This is a genomic window from Pacificibacter marinus, assembly GCF_018860505.1.
Classification (GTDB): Bacteria; Pseudomonadota; Alphaproteobacteria; order Rhodobacterales; family Rhodobacteraceae; genus Celeribacter; species Celeribacter marinus_B.
On record NZ_JAHKPU010000045.1, the window covers coordinates 35,218 to 55,848 of the forward strand.

Annotated in this window: 17 protein-coding genes; 8 read left to right on the forward strand and 9 right to left on the reverse strand. The window is 50.6% G+C overall.

Translation table 11 applies throughout. The features are described from left to right. Nucleotides 1–68: 68 nt before the first annotated feature. The 6 genes from KO503_RS16205 to KO503_RS16230 all read left to right on the forward strand — a co-directional run bounded on the left by KO503_RS16205 (nt 69) and on the right by KO503_RS16230 (nt 6,701). On the forward strand, nt 69–1,139 hold the full coding sequence (locus tag KO503_RS16205; protein WP_215992595.1) for an aromatic ring-hydroxylating dioxygenase subunit alpha: 1,071 nt from the start codon (nt 69–71) through the stop codon (nt 1,137–1,139). Between the two features lie 58 nt (nt 1,140–1,197). After that, the gene (locus tag KO503_RS16210; protein ID WP_215992596.1) at nt 1,198–2,271 is read left to right on the forward strand and encodes a xylose isomerase; all 1,074 of its coding nucleotides are present in this window, start codon (nt 1,198–1,200) and stop codon (nt 2,269–2,271) included. Then, nucleotides 2,264–3,322 carry a 2Fe-2S iron-sulfur cluster-binding protein gene (locus KO503_RS16215; protein WP_215992597.1) on the forward strand — a complete coding sequence of 353 codons (1,059 nt, stop codon included), beginning with the start codon at nt 2,264–2,266 and terminating at the stop codon, nt 3,320–3,322. The genes KO503_RS16210 and KO503_RS16215 overlap by 8 nt, the downstream gene beginning before the upstream one ends. 303 nt (nt 3,323–3,625) lie before the next feature. Further along, the gene (locus KO503_RS16220; RefSeq protein WP_215992598.1) at nt 3,626–4,612 is read left to right on the forward strand and encodes a Bug family tripartite tricarboxylate transporter substrate binding protein; all 987 of its coding nucleotides are present in this window, start codon (nt 3,626–3,628) and stop codon (nt 4,610–4,612) included. A gap of 69 nt (nt 4,613–4,681) precedes the next feature. After that, entirely contained in the window at nt 4,682–5,197 is a 516-nt protein-coding gene (locus KO503_RS16225; protein ID WP_215992599.1) for a tripartite tricarboxylate transporter TctB family protein, read from the forward strand. Nucleotides 5,198–5,210: 13 nt separating this feature from the next. Next, nucleotides 5,211–6,701, forward strand: a complete 1,491-nt coding sequence (locus tag KO503_RS16230; protein ID WP_215992600.1) for a tripartite tricarboxylate transporter permease — start codon at nt 5,211–5,213, stop codon at nt 6,699–6,701. Between the two features lie 315 nt (nt 6,702–7,016). Here KO503_RS16230 and KO503_RS16235 read toward each other — a convergent pair whose 3' ends face one another. The 8 genes from KO503_RS16235 to KO503_RS16270 all read right to left on the reverse strand — a co-directional run bounded on the left by KO503_RS16235 (nt 7,017) and on the right by KO503_RS16270 (nt 15,854). Beyond that, nucleotides 7,017–7,715: a peptidoglycan-binding domain-containing protein gene (locus KO503_RS16235; RefSeq protein WP_215992601.1), complete on the reverse strand. Its 699-nt coding sequence runs from the start codon at nt 7,713–7,715 to the stop codon at nt 7,017–7,019. A gap of 80 nt (nt 7,716–7,795) precedes the next feature. After that, complete coding sequence (locus tag KO503_RS16240) at nt 7,796–9,163, reverse strand: DUF3131 domain-containing protein (RefSeq protein ID WP_215992602.1); 1,368 nt, start codon at nt 9,161–9,163, stop codon at nt 7,796–7,798. After that, complete coding sequence (locus KO503_RS16245) at nt 9,160–10,992, reverse strand: glycosyltransferase family 2 protein (RefSeq protein ID WP_252731146.1); 1,833 nt, start codon at nt 10,990–10,992, stop codon at nt 9,160–9,162. Before KO503_RS16245 ends, KO503_RS16240 begins: the two co-directional genes overlap by 4 nt. Further along, nucleotides 10,989–12,137, reverse strand: coding sequence for an acyltransferase (locus KO503_RS16250; RefSeq protein ID WP_215992603.1), 1,149 nt, complete (start codon nt 12,135–12,137; stop codon nt 10,989–10,991). Before KO503_RS16250 ends, KO503_RS16245 begins: the two co-directional genes overlap by 4 nt. A gap of 2 nt (nt 12,138–12,139) precedes the next feature. Continuing rightward, a complete protein-coding gene (locus KO503_RS16255) occupies nt 12,140–13,867 on the reverse strand; it encodes a DUF3131 domain-containing protein (protein ID WP_215992604.1) in 1,728 nt (575 codons plus the stop codon). Between the two features lie 54 nt (nt 13,868–13,921). Then, entirely contained in the window at nt 13,922–14,314 is a 393-nt protein-coding gene (locus tag KO503_RS16260) for an ATP-binding protein (RefSeq protein ID WP_215992605.1), read from the reverse strand. A gap of 17 nt (nt 14,315–14,331) precedes the next feature. After that, nucleotides 14,332–14,676: an STAS domain-containing protein gene (locus KO503_RS16265; RefSeq protein ID WP_215992606.1), complete on the reverse strand. Its 345-nt coding sequence runs from the start codon at nt 14,674–14,676 to the stop codon at nt 14,332–14,334. Next, nucleotides 14,673–15,854: a PP2C family protein-serine/threonine phosphatase gene (locus tag KO503_RS16270; protein ID WP_215992607.1), complete on the reverse strand. Its 1,182-nt coding sequence runs from the start codon at nt 15,852–15,854 to the stop codon at nt 14,673–14,675. Before KO503_RS16270 ends, KO503_RS16265 begins: the two co-directional genes overlap by 4 nt. A 479-nt stretch (nt 15,855–16,333) precedes the next feature. Between KO503_RS16270 and KO503_RS16275 the strand changes: the two genes are divergently transcribed. Both KO503_RS16275 and KO503_RS16280 read left to right on the forward strand, forming a co-directional pair. Further along, complete coding sequence (locus KO503_RS16275) at nt 16,334–16,876, forward strand: heme NO-binding domain-containing protein (protein WP_215992608.1); 543 nt, start codon at nt 16,334–16,336, stop codon at nt 16,874–16,876. Between the two features lie 13 nt (nt 16,877–16,889). Then, on the forward strand, nt 16,890–18,629 hold the full coding sequence (locus KO503_RS16280) for an ATP-binding protein (RefSeq protein ID WP_215992609.1): 1,740 nt from the start codon (nt 16,890–16,892) through the stop codon (nt 18,627–18,629). 7 nt (nt 18,630–18,636) lie between these two features. Here the strand turns inward: KO503_RS16280 and KO503_RS16285 are convergent, their stop codons facing one another. Further along, nucleotides 18,637–20,145 (reverse strand): hypothetical protein, encoded by a 1,509-nt coding sequence (locus KO503_RS16285; RefSeq protein WP_215992610.1) that lies wholly within the window; start codon nt 20,143–20,145, stop codon nt 18,637–18,639. Nucleotides 20,146–20,631 lie beyond the last annotated feature (486 nt).

Below are 20,631 nucleotides of genomic sequence, written 5' to 3' on the forward strand. Positions count from 1 at the left end.
CTACCCATATTTACTTTTAGTACGTACTAATTTTCCTCAACGCACACGTTAACAGTGAGGGAGTGAATATGACAACTTTGGTCAGAAATGCATGGTACGTCGCGGCATGGTCATCGGAAATTGATGACGAGTTGCGCCGCTTTGTGATCCTTGGGGATCCTGTTTTGTTGTACCGCCGTGGAGATGGCACTGTTGCGGCTCTTGAGGACCGCTGTCCGCACCGCCTATTGCCGCTTTCTAAGGGGAAGCGCATTGGAGACGCTGTGCAGTGTGGGTATCATGGGCTGACTTTTGGCTCTGACGGGAAATGCACGCGGGTGCCGGGTCAGGATAAGATCCCGCCTTCTGCCTATGTCGAGGCTTACCCTATCGAAGAACGTCACGGTATCGTTTGGATCTGGATGGGGGATGCGCATCGTGCAAATCCTGATGAAATTTTCGATCTGCCGCAGTTTTCCGATCCGAATTGGCATGCGCACCACGGTGATGCGCTACATCTTGAATCGAATTATCTGAATGTGGCGGAAAACCTCGTGGATCCGGCGCATGTGAGTTTTGTCCACCCGACGACACTTGGCAATTCTGCATCGGAAAACGTGCCGGTTCATGTCTCGACCGAAGGTAAGACCATCACAGCATGGCGCTGGATACGCGATGCGGAACCGATTGGTTTCTTTAAGGCGTTCGGCGGGTTTTCAGGCAATGTGGATCGCTGGCACTATTATCACCTTCACCTACCATCGATTGCTATGATTGACTTTGGTTCTGCGGATGTTGCGGATGACATCAAGGAAGATGACCGCGATGCCGGAAACCGTATCTTTGCGCTGCACTTCATGACGCCGGTGACAGAAAACTACACAATTGACCGCTGGATGCACTTGCGAAATACCGCAGTGGACACTGACGAGGCTTCCGAGAAAATCGATGCGATGTTCCGGATTGCCTTCGGTGAAGACAAGGACATTCTAGAGGCCGTTCACGCCGAAGAGCAGGTGCCGTTGAAGCGTCGTCCAATACGGATTGCCATCGATCGTGGTCCGTTGGTGTACCGCAAGCGCATCAACGAATTGCTTGAACGTGAAAGGACTGTTGATGCCGCCTCTGAGCCAGATACATCTTTTGTCTATCATGACTGAAGTTTCGAAATGTTCGTGATCACATTGCCTACGGGCATCCTATTCGGAAAGTAAAGACATGACGCCAATTCTGATTGGTTGCAACGGTCGCGGAGCGCAAGCCTCTACGCCCGAGCGGCCTGTTGCATTCACTGAGCCATCACTTTCAGACCAGTTTCAAATGGTTGCGCAAGCAGGTGTGTTCGACTTTTTTGATCGCTTACCTCTTGAGCATGAGGTTGATGCTTTTCTTGATTTAAAAGAGGCAAACGCCTTGCCTGTATATACGGCAAGCGGTGTTTATGAGCTGGGTGAGGGTTATCTTCCTGCTTTGCGCGCCAATATGGAACGCGCGGTTCAGGTTGGTGCGAAGTTCCACAATATGATGGTCTATAGCTGGCACGGCGAAAAGCGTTGGGTCACGGATGATGAGGTCATTCGCGCTTGGCTTGATGCGTGGGAACTGGGGCAGGAGCTTGGGATAGAGCCCTGCTTCGAGTTGCATGTGAATATGTGGAGCGAAGATCCGCGCCGCGTCTCGATTGTGGCCGAAGCGTCGGACAAGCAGGGCGTGCCGTTTAATTTGACGCTCGATTATTCTCACATGCTGTTCAAAATGGGCGATGACGCTGAATTAGAGGTGTCTGGCATTCGCGAAGATGTGGCAGCGGGGCGTGTGGTTCTTGATCCTTACGAGTCTAAAAATTTGGTGGATCAATGGCTGGATGCTGGACTCGTGCGGTGGTTTCAGTTGCGTTCTGTGACGCCGTCTGGGCCGCGTAATCTGTGGTCTAAGCATGACAGGTCTAATGGGGCGGCAGGCGTGCCCGATGATCCACATCAACGAAAACGCGATGGGGAACATGGGCGTGCGATCCTTTATCCCTTTACACGACCGGCGTCGGGGGAATGGCATTCACCTTGGGAAGCATGGCGGTTGGAGCCGTGTAAGCATGTGGCCCGCAAAGTGTTGAAATACCACGCGGATCATCCTGACAGCCGTTTGGCGGTGATCACAACTGAAATGATCAATCTGACAGACTATGGCGACGGTGCGCGGTTTTCGTTGATTGATCAAAATGCTGCAATTGCGCAGTTTTTGCGTGACGAAATGATGGCGCTGGGCGTGCCGCAAGGTGGGTCAAATGGTTGATGCTCCTATGATGCTGGAAGTCGTGGACCGTGTTCAGGAAAGTCGAGATGTGATTTCGTTGCACTTTAAGGTCGTGGGGGGCGTATTTCAGCCATTTGAGGCTGGGCAACATTTGCCGTTGCGGCTGGATTTGCCAGAGCGCAAAATTGCAACCTATACGATTTCCTCTGATCCAGCGGATCACAGCGGTTATCGTATCAGTGTTAAGCTAGAGGCTAGTGGTAAAGGTGGATCGCGCTTTTTACATGAGCAGGCGCAGGTCGGTACGCGTCTGGCGGCGGAAAAGCCGCGTGGCGGGTTTGTGCTGGCGGACGATGCGCGTCCGGTGCTCTTGCTCACTGGCGGGATCGGGATAACACCGGCGCTTGCGATGCTTTCTGTGCTGGCGCGCCAGCCTGCTCGACCGGTGTATTTTGTACATGCCTGTTTGGATGCGACGCAGCACGGTTTCGCCGAGGAGCTTGCTGAGGTCATCGCGGAAGCGGCGCATATTCGCAGCTATACCGTCTTTGCAGAAGGGGATGAAGGCGACCTGTCGTCTGGCCGTTGTCAAGAAATTGGTCTTTTAGGACGAGACAGCTTACGTAAATTGCTGCCGCTTGATGCCTACCATGTCTATCTTTGCGGCCCCAGTGGTTTCATGACCGCGATGCGTGAGGCTTTGTGTGACCTTGGCGTGCCTGATAGTGAGATAAAGCAGGAAGCTTTTGGAGGCTCTCCTGTGGCTGCTATAAAAAAAGTCATGCACTCTGTTACGTCTCAATTACCTGTTTCTGAAGTTGGGAGTGCGGGGCAGGGACCTATCGTTCGCTTCGTAAAATCTGGTATTGAGGTGGCTTGGGATGGTTCGAGTGAAAACCTTTTAGAGCTTGCTGAAGCTCAAGGGCTTGCTCCCAATTTTGAATGTAGATCTGGAATATGTGGTTCGTGCGCCTGCCGTAAGGTATCGGGAAGTGTTGCGTATACGGAAGACTTGATCGATTCGCCTGAAGAGGGAGATGTCTTCATTTGTTGCTCTGTGCCAGAGGGAAATGTCGAAATCGATCTGTAAGCATTCGAACTTCAAACCAGCAGGCCTTGCCTAAAAAATAGGCGCTTCTGGGGCGTAATCGGGTGTGATGAAGAGAAATTATTCGGTTGAATAATTTATTTCTATACAAACAAGTTTTAGTCAGCTTTTCTAACCAAACAACGGAGCAAAGACCCGAAAAAAGGGCTGAGAACTCCGCAGTGAAATGCACTGCCTTCAAGGCTGATATCTTGAAAATAAATTCGCGGCCCGCGTTCGGTGGGCTGTGCGCGGATAGGCTGTGTCTATCTATCAACGCTCAACATCAAAACGAACAGGGAAGTCATGAAAAAACGTAACCTCTTTACCTCAGCCCTTTGCTTGGCCACATTTGCAGCTCTGCCATTTCAGGCTGCATTCGCAGATGATGCCTACCCCAACAAACCGATTCACGTCACTGTGGTTTGGCCTGCTGGTGGTGGTCATGACCTTGTTGGTCGTCTGATCGGGCACGAACTTTCAACCATCATGGACACAGCTGTCGTCGTAGACAACGTCACCGGCGCTGGCGGTTCTACTGGTATCCGTCACATCGCCAAAGCCGACCCCGATGGTTACACCATTGGCGTGATGGGGCTGCATGCGGTGTCGCAATCATTCATGAATACAAGTGCGCCACAGCTCGATGGGCTTGATCCGCTGGCCTATGTCAGTGACGAACCGGGCGCTCTTCAGATTGCAGCAGATACTGGCATCGACACGCTGGAAGCCTATGTCGCAGCCATGAAAGAAGACCCAATGGGGCTGATGAATGGCAATGACCCACAGGGTGGTAACTCTTTCGTCTTTGCTGAAGTGATTCCACAAGCCTTGGGCACCGATATGATGCGCTTGCCTTATCCGGGTCATGCGCCAACAGTGACCGCGCTGTTAACCGGCGAAGTGCAAACCGCGACGCTGCCGATCCCACCGATCCTAGAACATGCGCTCGCTGGCACAATCAACGTGCTTGGTGTTGCTTCTGAGACGCGTCACCCGCAGTTGCCTGATGTGCCGACGTTCAAAGAACAAGGTTACGATGTGGTTGTGAATGACTTTGTCATGCTGGTTGGGCCGGTTGGTATCCCTACTGATATTCGCGCAAAGCTGGAAGCCGGACTTCTGGCAGCAGTCAATAGCGAAGGTTTCGTTGCGGCAGCAAAGAAAAGCGGCATGGTGTTGCGCCCACTTGGTGCGACCGATGCCGCTGCTGAACTCGCTATGCAGCAAGAGCTTGTTTATCCGCTGCTGGAAAACGCTGGACTTGTTGCGCCGGAACTCAAACGCGACTGAAGCTAACAACGGGCGGGCCTTTGTGTGAGGTCCGCCGACATATTTCAAGGTATACCCTAGGAGCCAGACATGACACCTCCCATTGATGGATCGGCGCGCAAAACATTTGCGGCAGGATTGCTGTTTCTCTTCCTCGCAGGTGGCGGTTATCTTTTGTTGACAGACAGTCAAGGCATGTATTCGAACACGCCTATGCGGGGCGATCCGGGGCCGTTCTTTTTGTCGTCTTTGTGTCTTGGATGTCTGGCTGTGGCTGGGGGTATTCTGTCTTTGATCGGGTTGCTGGGGTTGCGAGGCCAAGGTGCCAGCTTTGTGCCAACACATCAATTCATTGAGGGTGTGCGATCTTGGGGGCTGCCGATTGGTTTTGTTGTCTCTTTGCTCGCGATGCCAACGGCCATTGAAGGGCTGGGGACGATGTTGGCTGTTGTCCTGTTTTCCTCGATCTGGATTTACGTGTTGCTGTCTAACTTGCGGGGACATGCGGTGCGACATGCTATTGAAGCACTCATTTTCGGAGCGGGCGCTGCGCTGTTCATCCAATTGATTTTTGTGCGTCTTTTGACGCTTCCACTGCCAGTTTGATCGGGGATATTACATGCTGCTTACCTCTTTTATCGACGTATTGCTCGGATATCTATCTAGCCCTCTGATGCTTGGTCTTGTCGTGCTTGGGACTGTTCTAGGTCTTGTGCTTGGGGCCATTCCTGGAATTTCATCAACGATGGCTTTGGCGATATTGATGCCCGTGACATTTACCATGGAACCAGGCGTCGCGATGCTGTTCTTGATCTCGGTGTTTATGTCGAGTGTCTATGGCGGGTCCATTTCTGCCATTTTGATGAAGCTGCCTGGTACGCCTGCGTCTATTTTTACGCAGATCGATGGTTACCCCATGGCGCAACAGGGGCGGGCAGGACATGCCTTGAATTTTGCGCTAGTGTCCTCGACAATAGGCGGCATGATCGGTCTTGCGATGCTGGTTTTGCTTGCGCCGGTGCTGGCTGAGTTTGCCACCAATTTCCGCAGTCCAGAATTTGCCGCTGTTGCGCTTTTTGGTATTGTGATGCTGTCTTTTTCCTCAAATGGATCAACTCTGGTGGCCAGTGTTGTCGGATTTATTGGCGTCATTTTGGGTATGGTTGGCTTTGATGCGCTGACAGATGCGCAACGCATGACACTTAATACGCCGATGTTACAATCGGGTTTGAATTTGGTGCCGATGATCATTGGTCTGTTTGGTCTGGGTGAAATTTTGCAAAATTTGGTGGGCTTTGCGCAAACACCCAAGGTGCGGCCACAGATCGGCAAAGTGATGTTGCCACTGAATGAACTGACGAGCCGTTGGAAAGTGATGCTGCGCGGTTCCGTTATCGGTACGTTTATCGGCGCTATCCCCGCGGCTGGTTCTGCGGTGGCGGTCTCTATCGCTTATGCGCAAGAACGGCGCTTGTCCAAGACGCCTGAGAAGTTCGGTACCGGTCATGCCGATGGGATTGTAGCGCCCGAAGCGGCTAACAGTGCCTCTGTTGGCGGCTCTCTTATTCCACTCATTGCTTTGGGGGTGCCGGGGGATACGATTACGGCCGTTCTGATGGGCGCATTGATGTTGCATGGCTTGACGCCGGGACCGTTGCTGTTTGCTAACAATCCGACCTTTGTGGCTTGGATTTATGTATCGGTTCTTTTGGCGCTGATCGCGACGCTGGTGGTTGGTCTTGGCATGATCCGCGCGGCAGTGCTTGTGACGCGGATCCCTCCACAGTTGATGTATGTTTTTATCGCGGTGTTTTGTGTGATCGGCGCTTTCGCCATCCGCAATGACATGAACGACGTCTACGTGATGATTGCCTTTGGCGTGGTGGGGTTTGTCTTTTCGCGATTGAGTTTGCCAGTAACGCCGATGGCCTTTGGTTTGATCCTTGGGCCAATCCTCGAAGAAAACTTACGGCGTAGCCTTATGATCAGTCGGGGGTCGTGGTCAATTTTTCTGGAGCGTCCGATTTCGGCAGTACTTATACTGATTTGCGTGTTTCTGATCTCAATACCGCTGCTGAAATGGAGTTGGGTTAAACTTAGAGCGTTGTGATGGGGCGTTTTATTCAGGCTCTATCGCAGGGTTTGTGGTGCGACCCTATTTTGTGCTTTTTGATATAGGTTCTCCCGAGCGTCACCTGCGCTAAGGACTTGAGATAAGATCAATACCCCAATGGCAAACAATGTGTTGGGATATTGACCCCACAATTGACCTGATCACCGTTCCGTTGTGCGGGGGTGTGTCAGCCCCTCTCGGCAGATTGCTTTGCAATCGCCTGCCGGACAATCAATCACACAAACGAGCCAGAGCCTCCATTACTCAAGCCGCCCTGATGTCCCATTTTATATGACGAGGGACATAACGCTCTTATCGGCACAAAAGAGCATTTAATTCAACGATCACTTTGGACAAGTCTAAGGTTTCTTGAGGTTCACCCAAAACCTCGCTTATGGCTGCGCGGGTCATGCCCCCAATAATGCCATCAATTGGCCCGGGGTCCGCCCCCGCGAGCGTCAGTAACCGTTGCACCGTAAATCCAGGTGTTCCCTCAGGAATTGCAGCAAGACCACAAGGGTCTGTAACGGCCTTTTCTATATCCTCACCTTGGGGTCGCACGGCCTCAATCTCTGTGGCCTCCTGTTCAGTGTCTTGCTGCTCAATAGCTTCGGATTCGTCCTCTACATCAGAGATCGCAAGCGGTTGCGTCAACGCATGAGTTTGCCCTTCCGTGTTTACGGCCCGCTCAGAAAGGGAGAGTTTTTGCTCAACGGCTTCTGCCGACAAATTTGGATCGCGCAAACAGGATGCAAGCAGGTCTGCTATGTTGATGGTGCCTTCGTTTGGATTGCCTGCAACATTACGATGGCAGACTTCATCCACACATGTGATGGCGATAGACCAATCTGGCTCTGATTTCGATTCAGCCAATACGGCCTCATCGTTGGCAAAAATTTGGTAGAAATACCCAAAGATAAACCCTTCTTGCCAAAGGCCCGGAAAATTTGGAGACGGGACATCAACATGCCGTGTTTCAACCGATGTGGCACCAGGGAAAGCCCTATCCATCGCAGGTCCTACGCATGTTTCAGCGGTCACAGGCTGGATTTGTAACATTAGGGCGCACAGAATGGATGGTGCTATCTGTTTCACTGCGCGCTCCGGATCAACGGCCCAAACGCACGGAAAGCCAATGCCGCGAGGACGACAGCATTCGTATTTGTGGTTACAGATCCATTGATCGAGCCATCCGCTTCATAAAGACCTTCCGGCCAGCCACGATCAGGATCACCCAGTGGCGCAAGGGCCGTCACCAATTCTTTCGCATATTCCGTTCCAAACAATGCATACCATGCAAAAGCAGTCTTGGTTGTCACTGTGCGTTTGCTATCCAGTCGATCACCTTGGAAGGTCATAACAGCCCAAGGCGCCCCCCCGCCCCAGACAGAGGAATAGACAAAATATGGTGCTTCATCGAGATGAGATTCACTGACTGCCGTCAAAATTCCAGTCTCAGTGTAGCGCGCTTCCTGTGCCTTATAGATCGCAGTCGCAAAACGATGCGACCGTGCATCAAAGCCAAATTCCAAGCCGTCGAAGACATAGGGTTCACTCACAACAAAAGCGGGCGTTACGTTGCGATGAAGTCGATCATCTACGGGGATTGGCTGCCCCAAGACATCTTTGATCATGAGATGTTCTTCCGCATCATAGGCGCGATACATATCAAAGCCAAAAAGCATCATCGCCTTGGCCGCATATTGCCCGTAGCCCACACGGCCTTCTTGATCCCGACGCAACATGTCATCTGACAAATTCCCGCCAATCAGCTGACCATCTTCAACCATCTGAGACAGATCCCAATAATCTAAGAGCGCGTTCACTTGTGGAGCGAGTTCAGGATAATGCTGCGTGATTTGAGCTAAAGTTCCGACCAACCGCGCGATGTCCAAAGCAGACCAGCCCAGCCCGCGTTCCACAGGTTTATTGGCGTAATTGACCAGTTCCGCCGTTTGTACATTGTAAGCTTTGTTGGGTAAAATGTCGTCAAACAGCCGTATTTTGGTCAGCGTATCCAAAGTCAGAGAGAGCCGCGACTTTGCCTCTTGCTCATCAATAAGCCCCAATAGGTTCGCTGAAATGACGGCCACAAAATACGACCCTGTTTCCCACATCGTGGTGGAGGGGTATTTATCGGCTGAGTTCACAAGCCCTGTTTCGGGATGCGTGTTGTTCTCAAAATAACGCCAAGCAATCTGGGCGTAAGCGAGATCATCCTGTGACGTTTCCCCCACAATCGCGAGTGACAAGGGTGTGATGTCATCAAAGGCTGCCATGGGGGAGGCATCAGTTAATTCCACGGCGGGCTTTTCATTAGACTTCAATTTCATGGCCTGTGCATCAGTGTTTTTCGCGATTATATTTTCCAATCCTATGACCATGACCAGGCCAACGGCTAAGGCCCCCAGAAAGATGATGTGGCTTCTTGCCTTTATTAAGTTTTCACGAAAACTCATTTTGATTGCCCTTCTTCTTTTTCAGCAGGCTGCCACATGGCCGCCGCGATGATTCCTGCCATAGCAATGCAATTGTTCAGCCCCCAAAGGGCATTGGCCAAAACCCCGCTCGTAGAATGCGAGGTGCCGCCCAAAACCAAAGCCCCTATCGCCCAAAGAACGCCTAAAATCGTCAGGACGACAACCGCGATTTGAGGACGTACAAGAGCTAGAAATGTGCCCGCTTGACGCGCCTTTGGCGTGACCTTGAACGAAATCTTTTCGCCTCTCGCGATGGTCCAGATGGCTCTCAGTCCTAAAGGGAAAAACGATAGATAACTGGCTTTAGCTGGATAGCCATCGACCCCCCACGTTCCGACCATGATCGCAAGTTCAAGCGTGACCAGAAATGGAATGAGATGCAAAAAGAAATCTGTCGAATACGCCGACACTGGGGAAAGCCCCGTCAAAAGATACAGGACTGGCGCGAAAAGGAAGATAACGTTCCAAAGCGGCGCAAGGTAGGAATAAAAGGTCGTCGCATACATCAAACGCTGAGGCAAACTTAGCCCTTTGCGAAACAAGGGATTGTCATTGACCAAGATATCAAGGCTGCCGCCTGCGTATTTAAATCGCTGCACAGTCCAAGTCACAAGGTCTTGAGGCGACAACATTTTGCTTTCCACAATCGGGTGCATTTTGGACTTCCAGCCGCGTTCATGATCGGAATGCAATACGATAGATGTGTAAATATCTTCTGAAACATGAAATTTATAAGGGGTCAGAACCTCAGTCGCAGCCGCTTCAGTTTTGATCGCTTGCATCAACTCAGGCGCGACTTCGCGTTCTTTGCTAGATACAGTGATGGTCTCCTCGACAGCCCAAGTGCGTTCTTCGACTTTTTGCCCAAAGCTGCGTAGCGCCGCCTCCATCACAGCCTCACGGCGGTGGATCGACCCCGCGCCACAGCAAAACGATGCATTCACCCAATTTCGACGCCGTTGTATAATGTCGTAAAACATCTTTGGGTCGTTCACGAACGGATCATCACCAACGGTCACAGGTCCGATAACTTTTTCAACAATACGCCCAAATGCACCCCCTCGGGCTCCGAATTTTTGCGTCAACTTTTCTGGCAAGCGCTCGCCTTCAGGCAGGTCATAAAACCATTGCGGCGTTTGAACCCATGCCATTTTAGGATCACGAAAATAGCCCAGTGTGTGTTCCAAAAGCGTCGGAAAGGGGCGCGTGTCAGCGTCGCAAATCACAAGGAAATCGCCATGGGTTTCGTCCATTGCGTTGCGTAAATTCCCTGCCTTGAACCCTTCGTTTGTCGTGCGTGAAATGTAATTTGCGCCCTCTTCTTCGGTCACGCGCCGCATGTCGGGGCGGCGTCCATCATCGAGAATATGTATGCGCACATCGATGGGATGAGGATAGGTCATCCGTTTCGCGTCTTGAATACCAAGGCGCACCAATTCAGGGTCTTCGTCATAGGTGGCAAACATCACGTCGACCGCGATCGGACGGTCACTTTCAGGATGGCTCTGCACGACATCACCCAAAACCGCAGGCGGTGTTTCTATTTTGATGGGCTCGTCTTTCCACAGATTAAAGACGAATAACAACATCCCAAAATAGGCGCAGGTTTCAGCCAATACCAAAGGGATGGCAAACCACATGGCGTCAGGGTTTAATGACCCTGTCCAGCGCCACCAGATGTACCAGCCCCCGACAACCAAGGCCACAGTTGCTAAGAACTGCCAAAGACTTTCACGCCTCGCCGAATAGGGCAAAGGTGGTGGCGGAACGCGGTCTTCGAATTTAAGAAAATAATCGTCCGTCATCATGCGCCTGCCTCTTTTGATTTACGCGCCTCCCACGGCGTCGGGCCTAGTCCGATGGTCCAAGCAAGTAGCCCGATCTTTGATATCCCTAAACTTACGAAAAACGACATCGGCAGCGCCACAGCGAACCGCAACAAAACCAATGCTGTGGGCGACAACATGTCTGATGTGCCTGATTTGAACAGCGCAATATCAAACAGATCAATCACCGCAGGATGAACAAGGTAAACACCGAATGAATATTTGGCAATTTTAGACCACAGTGGTGACCAGTCACGATATTGCCCGCCCAGAAAAATCAGGAAAATACAGATCGGCATGAGAAAGTGGCCATAAAAATCCCAACCACTGCGCACGCCCCACGCGCCGTTTTGCACCGCATAAGCAAAAAACGGGATCGTCGCCACATAAGCAAGCGCAGCAAAGTAAAATCCACCACGGCGCAGCAAGCGTGATTCACCGCGTGGAATGCCATCTTTCCAAAGCCCGTAAAGCGCAAAGGCCGCCAAACCATAGCCGACATAGCCTAAAATTTTGATCGCACGAAGAATGTAGTCACGTACTTCGGCCTCAAGCCCGAGCCCCCAGATAAACCCTTGCGTGTTGTTCATGATGCCCAGCGTCACGAATAAGGTTAGCCCAAGTATTGGGTAACGGGTCGCGCCTCGCATGAACGGGTAAAACAAAAAGAGCGCAAAGAGCGTTGGTAGAAAGTGCATGTGGTACTGAACTTTGCCAAGAAGAAAGTAGCCAAACCAATTTTTGATGTCAGAAATCTGATCCCACATATAGGGCGCATAGTTAAAAGCATCGGCTTTGAGCAGCCGAAAAAATGCGTAGAACACCACCCAAAACACAAACGGAACCAACAACCGTTTGGCCTGCATGCCGATGGCGCTGGAATAGCTCGGCATTTTCTTATCCACCCGCATCGCCATTAGGAAAAGCGAGAACAAAAAGAACATTTCAGAGCCCGAAAATTCACCGAGCGACCGTAAGACCACGGGAATCAAACGCTCTGAGGTCTCCACTTTGGCGAAAGGTTGGCCTGCGAAATCTGTTGAAGAGTGGATCAAAACCACGCCCATTGCGGCAAACACGCGGTTTGCATCAAACCAAACCAGTCTCGGTTTGCCAGCTGCGCTCATATTCAGTTCCCCGCTGGAATTGGACAGGAGCTGGCCAAAACTTTACGCGGTGTCGGCGGAGCAAGATTGTGTTTTTCAGGCTGACACTCGGTTGCTGCTGTCTCTCCTGTTGTCGGCACAGCGCGGCAGTACAAGAATTCTTCCAACGGGATAACCGGATCGAGTTGGGTTGGGTTCTCGCATGCACAGCATGGCACGACTTCTTCCATCAAGCGCGGATGACACTTGTTGTCACGCAAGCCTGTTCCGGCATAGGCCGTGTCCCAGAATTGCGCAGATGTGTTGATTTGCTGCAAGATTGGCCCTTGCACCTTATAAAGCAAAGCCGCGAGGATGATGCCATTGTTGTTGGCCGTTTGCAGTGGGATATAGCCGTTTCCGTTCTCATACAGTCCTTCGTAAAACCCTGCTTCGGGATCATAAAGATCCGCGACGCTTTCAAACAAAAGATCAGTATAATCTGTATCCCAAAGCGCCCATAGACCCACCGCGGCCTTGGCAGCAATCGCTGCGCGGTCAGGTTGATATTCCCCTGTCGGGTCTAATGTGTTCCACGCATAGCCGTCCGCGAAAATCGAGTCATACACAAAGTAAGGTTTTCCGTTGACCTGATGTTCAGACCGCGCTGTGATGATGCCCGTTTGTTCGTAACGACGTTGTTGAACCAGATAAATGCGGTTCGCAAACTCAGCCCGCCAGCCATGGCTTGCGGTCAGTCCGTCATAGGACTTATCAGAGGGCAAATCCCAACCCATCTCAAGTCCGTCAAGGATATACCCTTCGGTTAAAACATAGTTTTGGTTTTTGAAAACACGTGGATCGCGACCATCATAGGGCACTTTCACATCGTAAATCGTGGTATAGGCAAGAGGCTCAGGTGACATAGCTTTGTCAACGTCGAAACCCCAAAGAGCAAAGCCTTTGGCGGCGTATTCTTCATACCCTAACCGGCCTTCTTGCACGTATTGCGCGGTTCCATCACCACGTTTAAAGGCCCCAAACATGCTGCCATCATCGTTGACCATATTGCAAAAGTTCCAGCGCATTGGAACGTTGTCTACACTGTTTGCAAGGTAAGGGTTGCGCTCTTTAAGAATGCGAAGCCAAACCAGCAACCGCCCGATATCGAGCGCGGACATACCGACCTCGCCAGCTTCGTTGGCATAGTTAACTTTTTCCCCTGTTTCAGTGTTATACACTTTGTTGGGGGCTTCCTTATTGTATAAATCAAGGTTGCGCAGCGTGTTTAATAGCTTAGTGGCGCGCGTGTCGAATTCGCGCTTATCAATGATACAAAGCTCACGTGCTGCGACCAGCGCACTGATATAAGAAGCCGTGTCCCACATCGTGGTTGACGGATAAGAGCCAACAGCATTCACAAGTCCTGTTTCTGACTGAAACCGTTTTTCGAAATAAGACCATGCAATTTTTGCCATCTTAAATTCACGGTCAGTCAAACGGCCAGATCGCCCGAAATGCGGTCTAGAGATATCCCCTTCTTCATGCGCGCACTGACCAGAATTCATTCCATCAAAATCAAGAATGAGGGGTGTTTCTGAACGGATCGTGACGCTGTTGTACTCAGTCCCATTGATAGACACGTTGTCAATTGTCATGGATCGCGGCTGGACAGCCGTTTCAGACTGAGCCCCAGATGACGTTGGAAATGCCAATACAACGGCGGCACATGCGCCGGCCCAGGCCGTCTTCAAAAAGGTTTCACTTTTCATTCGCATGCTCCGTTCTGGATGAGAATATATCTTCGGGTACGTTCGGCCCGATTTTTAATTTCGCGCCTGAAACTTCAAACTCAGACATCTACGATTTTGCACAGGACCATATTCAACCCCGTCAGCACATTCTAAAATCAGCCCTAGTCCCCGACCACTTTCGGCCATGACATCCACATCAGACAACGCGCGCGCTTGCTTGCGAATATCAAATGCCGCGGTCCCATCAGGGTCAAAAACATCAACGATTAACAGCTCCCCGTCGAAATCCAACATCAGGTCGATTGGCGCATCTTTTTGTTCCGTTTTTGCGTGCAGCACCAAGTTCGCCAAGGCTTCGCTCATACAGATGTCAAATCGCATGAGCACTTCATCAGCCACTTTGTCTTGCAAATGACTTTTCAACGCCAAAACCATCGGATCGACCGCTTCGAGTTGGTTCTGCATATGAAAAGTCAATGCGCTCACAGACTTTCACTCATGGCCTGCACCGCGGCGTCAACATCTAGGTAGCTTTTAAACACCCTATCCATTCGACAAATTTTAAACATTTGAGTGACATCGCTGTTCAATCCGCAGACAACCAAATCTCCTCGGTGTCCAATCCGTTTGAGTACACCAGTCAATGCACCCAATCCTGATGAATCCAGAAAAGAAACCTCTTTAAAATCGATCACAAGTTGCGATGCTCCGCCTTCAATCAACGCTATGACCTCTTCTTTAAAAGCCTTTGAATTGATGGCTGTCAGGCGTTCCACACCAGGGCGCACAACAACAATATGCGGGGCATACTTTGACGTATGTATCATGAATTTATCCTTTTTAGGGCGACCACAGTTAAGTCATCTTCCAATGCGCGACCACCGCGCCACTCTTTCAAATCTTGAACAATAATGTCTGGCACCTCATCGGTATCGCACTGGTGGTTTTGCTCGATGACGGAACGCAACATCCCGCGTCCAAACGGAACGCCATGTTCGTTTTCCGCTTCGCCAGCGGCATCTGAACATAAAACCAGCAAGCCCCCTTCTTCGAAGGCAAAGACATCGTTCTCATACGAAAAATGAGAAAACATTCCGACAGGAAATCCGCCTTCCCCCACTGAGGTCGCTTGCCCATTCGTATCCACATAGGTAGGAGACGGATATCCGGCCTGACAAAAATCCATATGGCCCGTATCCGTGTCGATGATCGCACAAAACATCGTGAAATAGTCGTCATTGTCAGCGGCGCTAAACCGTTGATTGAGATTGGACACCAAACCAGCAGGGTCAGGTTTTCCGTCTTTACCACATGCGGCATTACAAAAGAATTCAGGTGTAATCAGATGCCCGATGGCAACCGACAAAAGCGAGGCGTGAATGCCGTGACCAGACACGTCCACCGCATAAAGGCCCAGCTTATTTTGTGGTAAAGCGAAGCACCCGAACATATCGCCGGACACCATCGCAGAGGGTACAAAAGCAGATGAAACATGGATGCCACCGATGTCGCGCTGAATCACGGGTAAAAGTTGCCTTTGCGCATCAGCAGCCGCTTTCAGATCTTCTTGAATACGGCTGTTGATTTCTTTCAAGATGTGGTGCTGATTTTGTCGCTCTCTCGCATGATGAACAAGACGAGAGGCAACATGGATGCGCGCCTTCAAGCGTGTGGGGTCATTATCTTTTGTCAGGAAATCATCGACGCCCGTATCCAATGCCTCGGCACTGGTTTCGCTTTGCCCACTGCCTGTCAGCATAATGATATGAACATAATGGTCTAAGTCCAAACCACGCACAGCACGCGTGAGCTCGATACCATTCATGCGCGGCATATCAAAATCGGTGATTAAAATTTGAGCGCCGGTGGACTGAACCAATTCCAACGCCTCGACGCCATCTTCAGCGACACACGCTTTGTGCCCCAAATGCTCGATCATTCGAGCCAGATAGGTGCGCTGAACCAAGTTATCCTCGGCGACGATAATGTCTAAGGGCATTTCCATGTCACACAAGCCTCCATTCTAGCAGGCCAACAGTTCAAATCTAAAGCAAACAAAAAATTCAGGTCACTTGGTTTCCCAAATCCAAGCCAGTCGACGTTAAACATCACATAGCGGACCAAGTTGCTTCGTTGCTATCATCCTTAACCAAAAAGGACACATAAACAACTTAAAGATGCGCCCCTAACTGAACTTATCGCGCTCAAAAATGTCAAAATACGCACAACTTCGCGGCAAAATAATGCAACTTTTCTTAGGATAAACGCGCAGGTCCACGCGCCATAGGAAGACATAAACAGGATATTTTATTTTTGACTCTGCACAGAATTGCAGCAGTATTTCTTGAATATTCTCAATTTTATCCTTGCCTTAATCGGCCAGCTAGGACTGACTAAGGCAAAAGACACAGGCAAGCCAAGTGAAGAACACATGACGGTGCATTTGCTGAAATGTCTCAACAGACGTGATGAAAGGACGAATCCATGAAAGGCACGATCTTTGTTGAATTGATCAAAATGGCAGAAAATGCCTTTGGCGAGGACACTGTAGATGAGGTGTTAGACAAAGCCGATCTTGAAAATGATGGGGCGTTTACCACAGTCGGAAATTATCCCTGCTCGGAATTGGTCAAAATCGTTGTCGCCTTTAGCGCACATTCAGGCATTGACGCGGAGACATTGCAAAAGATGTTTGGGCATTGGATGTTGACTCATTTCGTTGAACATTATCCGCAGTTTTTTGCTGACAAAAAAGACGCATTTTCTTTGCTGGATTCCATCGAAAATGAAATCCATGTCGAAGTTCGAAAGCTCTACCCCGAGGCAGAGCTGCCCACCTTTATTACGGAACGGACAGCTCCGAACCAAATGATGATGGTCTACGAGTCGCCTCGTCCTCTAGGGGCTTTTTGCCACGGAATGATTGAAGCCGCCCTCGCACATTTTGACGAAAAGGGTGGCATCACAAGTCAAGTCAATCTTGCCAAACCAACAGTCACAAATTTTGAGATTACTCTGCAATCATAAGGTATTATCTGAAATGAGCTCTTCCGACGATACCCGCGTTTCACGCAGCAGATATAACCGTGAATGCGCGGCGCGCGCCGAAGCTGAAAAATTGCTGGAACGCAAGAGCCGTGAACTGTTCGAGGCAAACACGGCCCTAAATGCACATTCACAGCAATTGACCGAAGCCGTCGAGGAGCGGACAGCTGAGCTTGTTCAAGCCTTGGAGCGCGCTGAGGCCGCTTCAGTCGCACGGAGCAGATTCATTGCGACTATGAGCCATGAAATACGTACCCCTTTGGGTGGGCTCTTGGGGATGATTGATCTGCTGGCAATGGATGAGGTGGACGCGGGAAAACTGGAGCTTTTGAACTACGCCAAAGCTGCAGGCACCGGACTGAGCCGGATCGTCAATGATGTGCTCGACTTTTCAAAAATGGAAGCGGGCGTCTTTGTTTTCGAGGAGGAGAGCGTTGATATTCGCGCCTTGGTGAAAAGCATATCGATGCTGTACACGTCACATGGCAAAGGCACAGCACGCACCATCACGCTTCAAATCGACGACAGTGTTCCGCAGCTGTTCTTGAGCGACGCGACACGCATTCGGCAAGTCATATCTAATTTGATTAGCAACGCCCTGCGGTATTCAACTGAGGGACCAATCATCGTGCGCGCGACAGCCACGCCACATGCTCAAGGCGCACTGCTGCGTTGTGAGGTCGAAGATTTTGGCGTCGGCATACCGCCTGAAAAATTCAACGATCTGTTCAAAGACTTTTCTCAGGTTGCCAATCCATTAACCGTCGCGGCACAGGGCACAGGATTGGGCCTCGCGATTTGCAAACGTATCATGGACGGATTGGGCGGTCGCGTCGGCGTTGAGAGCAAACAAGGAGCTGGGTCCACGTTTTGGATAGAGCTGGCTGTCACCGTCGTCAGTGCCTCAGCGTCCCGTCCTTATCAGGATTCGGATGCACAGATAGCAACGCCCCCTCCTTGCATCGCAGGCAAACACGTCCTGATTGCCGAAGACAATATCATCAACCAAAAAATGCTTCTCGCTTACGCCCAACGCATGGATATGACAGCGGATCTGGCAGAGAACGGCCGGATCGCAGTTGAGAAATTCGCCCCAGGAAAATACGATCTTATCTTGATGGATATTGCTATGCCAGAAATGGATGGGATCGAAGCCACACGTCAAATTTTTGCCAAATGGCCGAAAGACTCTGTGCCTCCAATCCTTGCGCTAACGGCCCATGTTGCGGATGCGATTGAGGCCGAGGCAAATGAAGTCGGAATCACGCGTATCTTGTCTAAGCCTATTCCTTATGACGAATTGAAATCCGCTTTAGAAGCCACCCTCGGCCTCACGTCCATCACCGCATCCGCGCAAGAGGCGACCTCGCCAGAGGATCAAACCGCCTCTGTCGAAGAGCAACTGCTGGCGATGATGGACACAACTGTCGGTGAAAACATGTTAAGCATCTTCTCTGCTGAGGGGCTCATCGATTTAGCGGAAAAATTTGTGACAGATTGCAACCAAAGGCTCGACCTTTTAATCGCCGCAGCAGAATCCAGCGATATAGACGCCGCCTCAAAACAAGGACATTCGATCAAAGGCGCATGCCTTGCCATGGGATTTGAAAGCATGGCTGAACTCGCAAAACGTATTGAACACCACTCGACTGAGACGACAAAGGCGACGATAATAGAAATTGCGCAAGAGCTCTCAGACGAAATTGCTCAACTCAACGCGATTCTAAAGTCATGATATCAAACTAAAATTTGAACTTATAGGTCACAGATAGATTGCCGCCCAGAATGCCAGGCCCTGGCGCATCGCCCCGATTCCACGCCCATCTGTTGTTGCTATAATTGCTATACGACAGCGACCAATCATCAGCGATTTTGTAGCTGGCGGTATAACTGTAATCTGGCTGATATGAAGTTTGCACACCCGGAGCATAAAGATAGGCCGTTCCACCGACACGAAGCCGATCATTCACCGCATAACCACAGGAAAAGTTTAAGCTTTCGCTCGCAGGATTGGGAAATCCTATGCTGGCAGTGCAAGGTATTTTTTTATCAAACGGCAGTTCGATCACCGGAAGTTTGTAACTTGCGCGCAAATTCCCATCTTTCAATCCATCGAAAAAATTACCATTGGGCCCGTTAAACTGAGCCGAATAATTACTGTATCCTACATTGATTTTATCGCTGACCTGATAATTAAAAGCATAGGTGAAATCTGGATCAGATGTCGCCTTGTCGCTTGAATTCGCATAGCCGACCAAAGCGAAGCGAAAGGACAGTCTAGGCGTCAGTTTGGTACTACATCCCAAACTTGCGCGCGGTTTTGCAAACTGCAAAGTGCCCGCCCCAGACGCATCTTGCAGGCTTGTGGTCCCCGTTATCGCACAGGCCAAATCAAGCCGTTCCCAAAAGGTTTGTTGAGCCGTCTCTTGAACCGGCTCAGGTGGTGTTTGAGGGTCTGCGCCAGCCTGTGGTTGTATCGCCGCATCACGTTTAGGTGCTGGTTCAACAGGAGAGGACGACACAATGAGTTCCACCGACTGATGGCAGTCATCTGGAACAAAGGCAGCAAGATCAGGGCAGGACGCATTTAGCGCATCCAAAGGCTGTGGATCAGGCTCATCAACCTCGACCAAATCTTCAAGATTTTGAGCGTCTGCGTCAGGATCTTCCTCAACAAGAGAGACATCATCAGCCCCCTGTGGAGCAAGCGCATCAACGGCAATTTCTGACGTCAAAGTGACAAGTCCAATATCCGATTGCCCCTGCTCACTAGCCTCATCAGATACAAGGTTATCAAGCTGTGTGTCCCCACGAGATCCTGTCTCTGCCAGAATCCAGCGCGCGACAAATTGCGCCACGTCTTGCGCATTTGTAGGGGCCGGCGGAGCAGGCCTTTTCTCGCCCGTTGCATAGATAGTCGATTCTGCGCCGTCTGCACCCAAGATCAGGCATGATAGGCCCTCGGTGCATGTGACATCAAACAGGTTGCGATGTCGCCCAGCGTTGCTCATGACGTGAGCTGCCCCATTTGGGTAAATCACATAAATCCAGTCCCCCAAAACTCCGCGTTGATACCGTGTTGGGTGCAATGGACTTGGAACATCGACAATAATCTCTTCAGCGCCTTCGACCAAAGGGATGGCAGTGTTGCCAAAAGGTTGTGGTATTCTCAAGTCGAGATCAGCCGTTTGCGACTGTGCCCCAAAGGTTACGAAAAGACTTGCCGCCGTGGCCTTAAGCAAAAACTGCATTTTCGAGAGGAAACACTCTCTCCAAAGAGGACGTGTTGTATCTGATCTAATTTTCAACACTGAATTGTCCATCGTCAGGATTTTGGAACAAAAGACCGCTTAAACATATAGAAAGTTTGGCGCACTTGGCTGGTTTCATTATGCGAGGCGCAGTCAGTGATGCAAGTGTCGCGTTTCAGCATTTTGTTATTTAGCATTTTTCCGTTGCTAAATAATGGATTTTTCAGCCAAGACACCTGTGATTTTATGGATGCCTTCGATGTTCTCACTGCGCAGATTTCCAGCTGTCACAGCCAAGCCACATGGATAGGGGGCAACCGCAGGAACCTCGTTCTGGACCTGATGCCGCTTGTCTTATGAATGTTCAGCGCTGGTGGTGGTTGGATCGTCTGCCGCTTGGTCTTTGAGAACCGTAAAGGAGGCAGGTTGGTCTTGCCTCGTGTACGTTCCGGTCTCTGAACTCATTTATGCGGCCTTTCGCTCGAA

What these genes read in the sequence shown, in the direction of transcription:
- KO503_RS16240 (WP_215992602.1), bottom strand. Translation starts at nt 9,163, where the DNA reads ATGAGTTTTCGTGAAAACTTAATAAAGGCAAGAAGCCACATCATCTTT.
- KO503_RS16275 (WP_215992608.1), top strand. Translation starts at nt 16,334, where the DNA reads ATGAAAGGCACGATCTTTGTTGAATTGATCAAAATGGCAGAAAATGCC.
- KO503_RS16215 (WP_215992597.1), top strand. Translation starts at nt 2,264, where the DNA reads ATGGTTGATGCTCCTATGATGCTGGAAGTCGTGGACCGTGTTCAGGAA.
- KO503_RS16285 (WP_215992610.1), bottom strand. Translation starts at nt 20,145, where the DNA reads ATGCAGTTTTTGCTTAAGGCCACGGCGGCAAGTCTTTTCGTAACCTTT.
- KO503_RS16225 (WP_215992599.1), top strand. Translation starts at nt 4,682, where the DNA reads ATGACACCTCCCATTGATGGATCGGCGCGCAAAACATTTGCGGCAGGA.
- KO503_RS16220 (WP_215992598.1), top strand. Translation starts at nt 3,626, where the DNA reads ATGAAAAAACGTAACCTCTTTACCTCAGCCCTTTGCTTGGCCACATTT.
- KO503_RS16250 (WP_215992603.1), bottom strand. Translation starts at nt 12,137, where the DNA reads ATGAGCGCAGCTGGCAAACCGAGACTGGTTTGGTTTGATGCAAACCGC.
- KO503_RS16255 (WP_215992604.1), bottom strand. Translation starts at nt 13,867, where the DNA reads ATGAAAAGTGAAACCTTTTTGAAGACGGCCTGGGCCGGCGCATGTGCC.
- KO503_RS16260 (WP_215992605.1), bottom strand. Translation starts at nt 14,314, where the DNA reads ATGCAGAACCAACTCGAAGCGGTCGATCCGATGGTTTTGGCGTTGAAA.
- KO503_RS16235 (WP_215992601.1), bottom strand. Translation starts at nt 7,715, where the DNA reads ATGGATAGGGCTTTCCCTGGTGCCACATCGGTTGAAACACGGCATGTT.
- KO503_RS16205 (WP_215992595.1), top strand. Translation starts at nt 69, where the DNA reads ATGACAACTTTGGTCAGAAATGCATGGTACGTCGCGGCATGGTCATCG.
- KO503_RS16270 (WP_215992607.1), bottom strand. Translation starts at nt 15,854, where the DNA reads ATGGAAATGCCCTTAGACATTATCGTCGCCGAGGATAACTTGGTTCAG.
- KO503_RS16265 (WP_215992606.1), bottom strand. Translation starts at nt 14,676, where the DNA reads ATGATACATACGTCAAAGTATGCCCCGCATATTGTTGTTGTGCGCCCT.
- KO503_RS16210 (WP_215992596.1), top strand. Translation starts at nt 1,198, where the DNA reads ATGACGCCAATTCTGATTGGTTGCAACGGTCGCGGAGCGCAAGCCTCT.
- KO503_RS16280 (WP_215992609.1), top strand. Translation starts at nt 16,890, where the DNA reads ATGAGCTCTTCCGACGATACCCGCGTTTCACGCAGCAGATATAACCGT.
- KO503_RS16245 (WP_252731146.1), bottom strand. Translation starts at nt 10,992, where the DNA reads ATGATGACGGACGATTATTTTCTTAAATTCGAAGACCGCGTTCCGCCA.
- KO503_RS16230 (WP_215992600.1), top strand. Translation starts at nt 5,211, where the DNA reads ATGCTGCTTACCTCTTTTATCGACGTATTGCTCGGATATCTATCTAGC.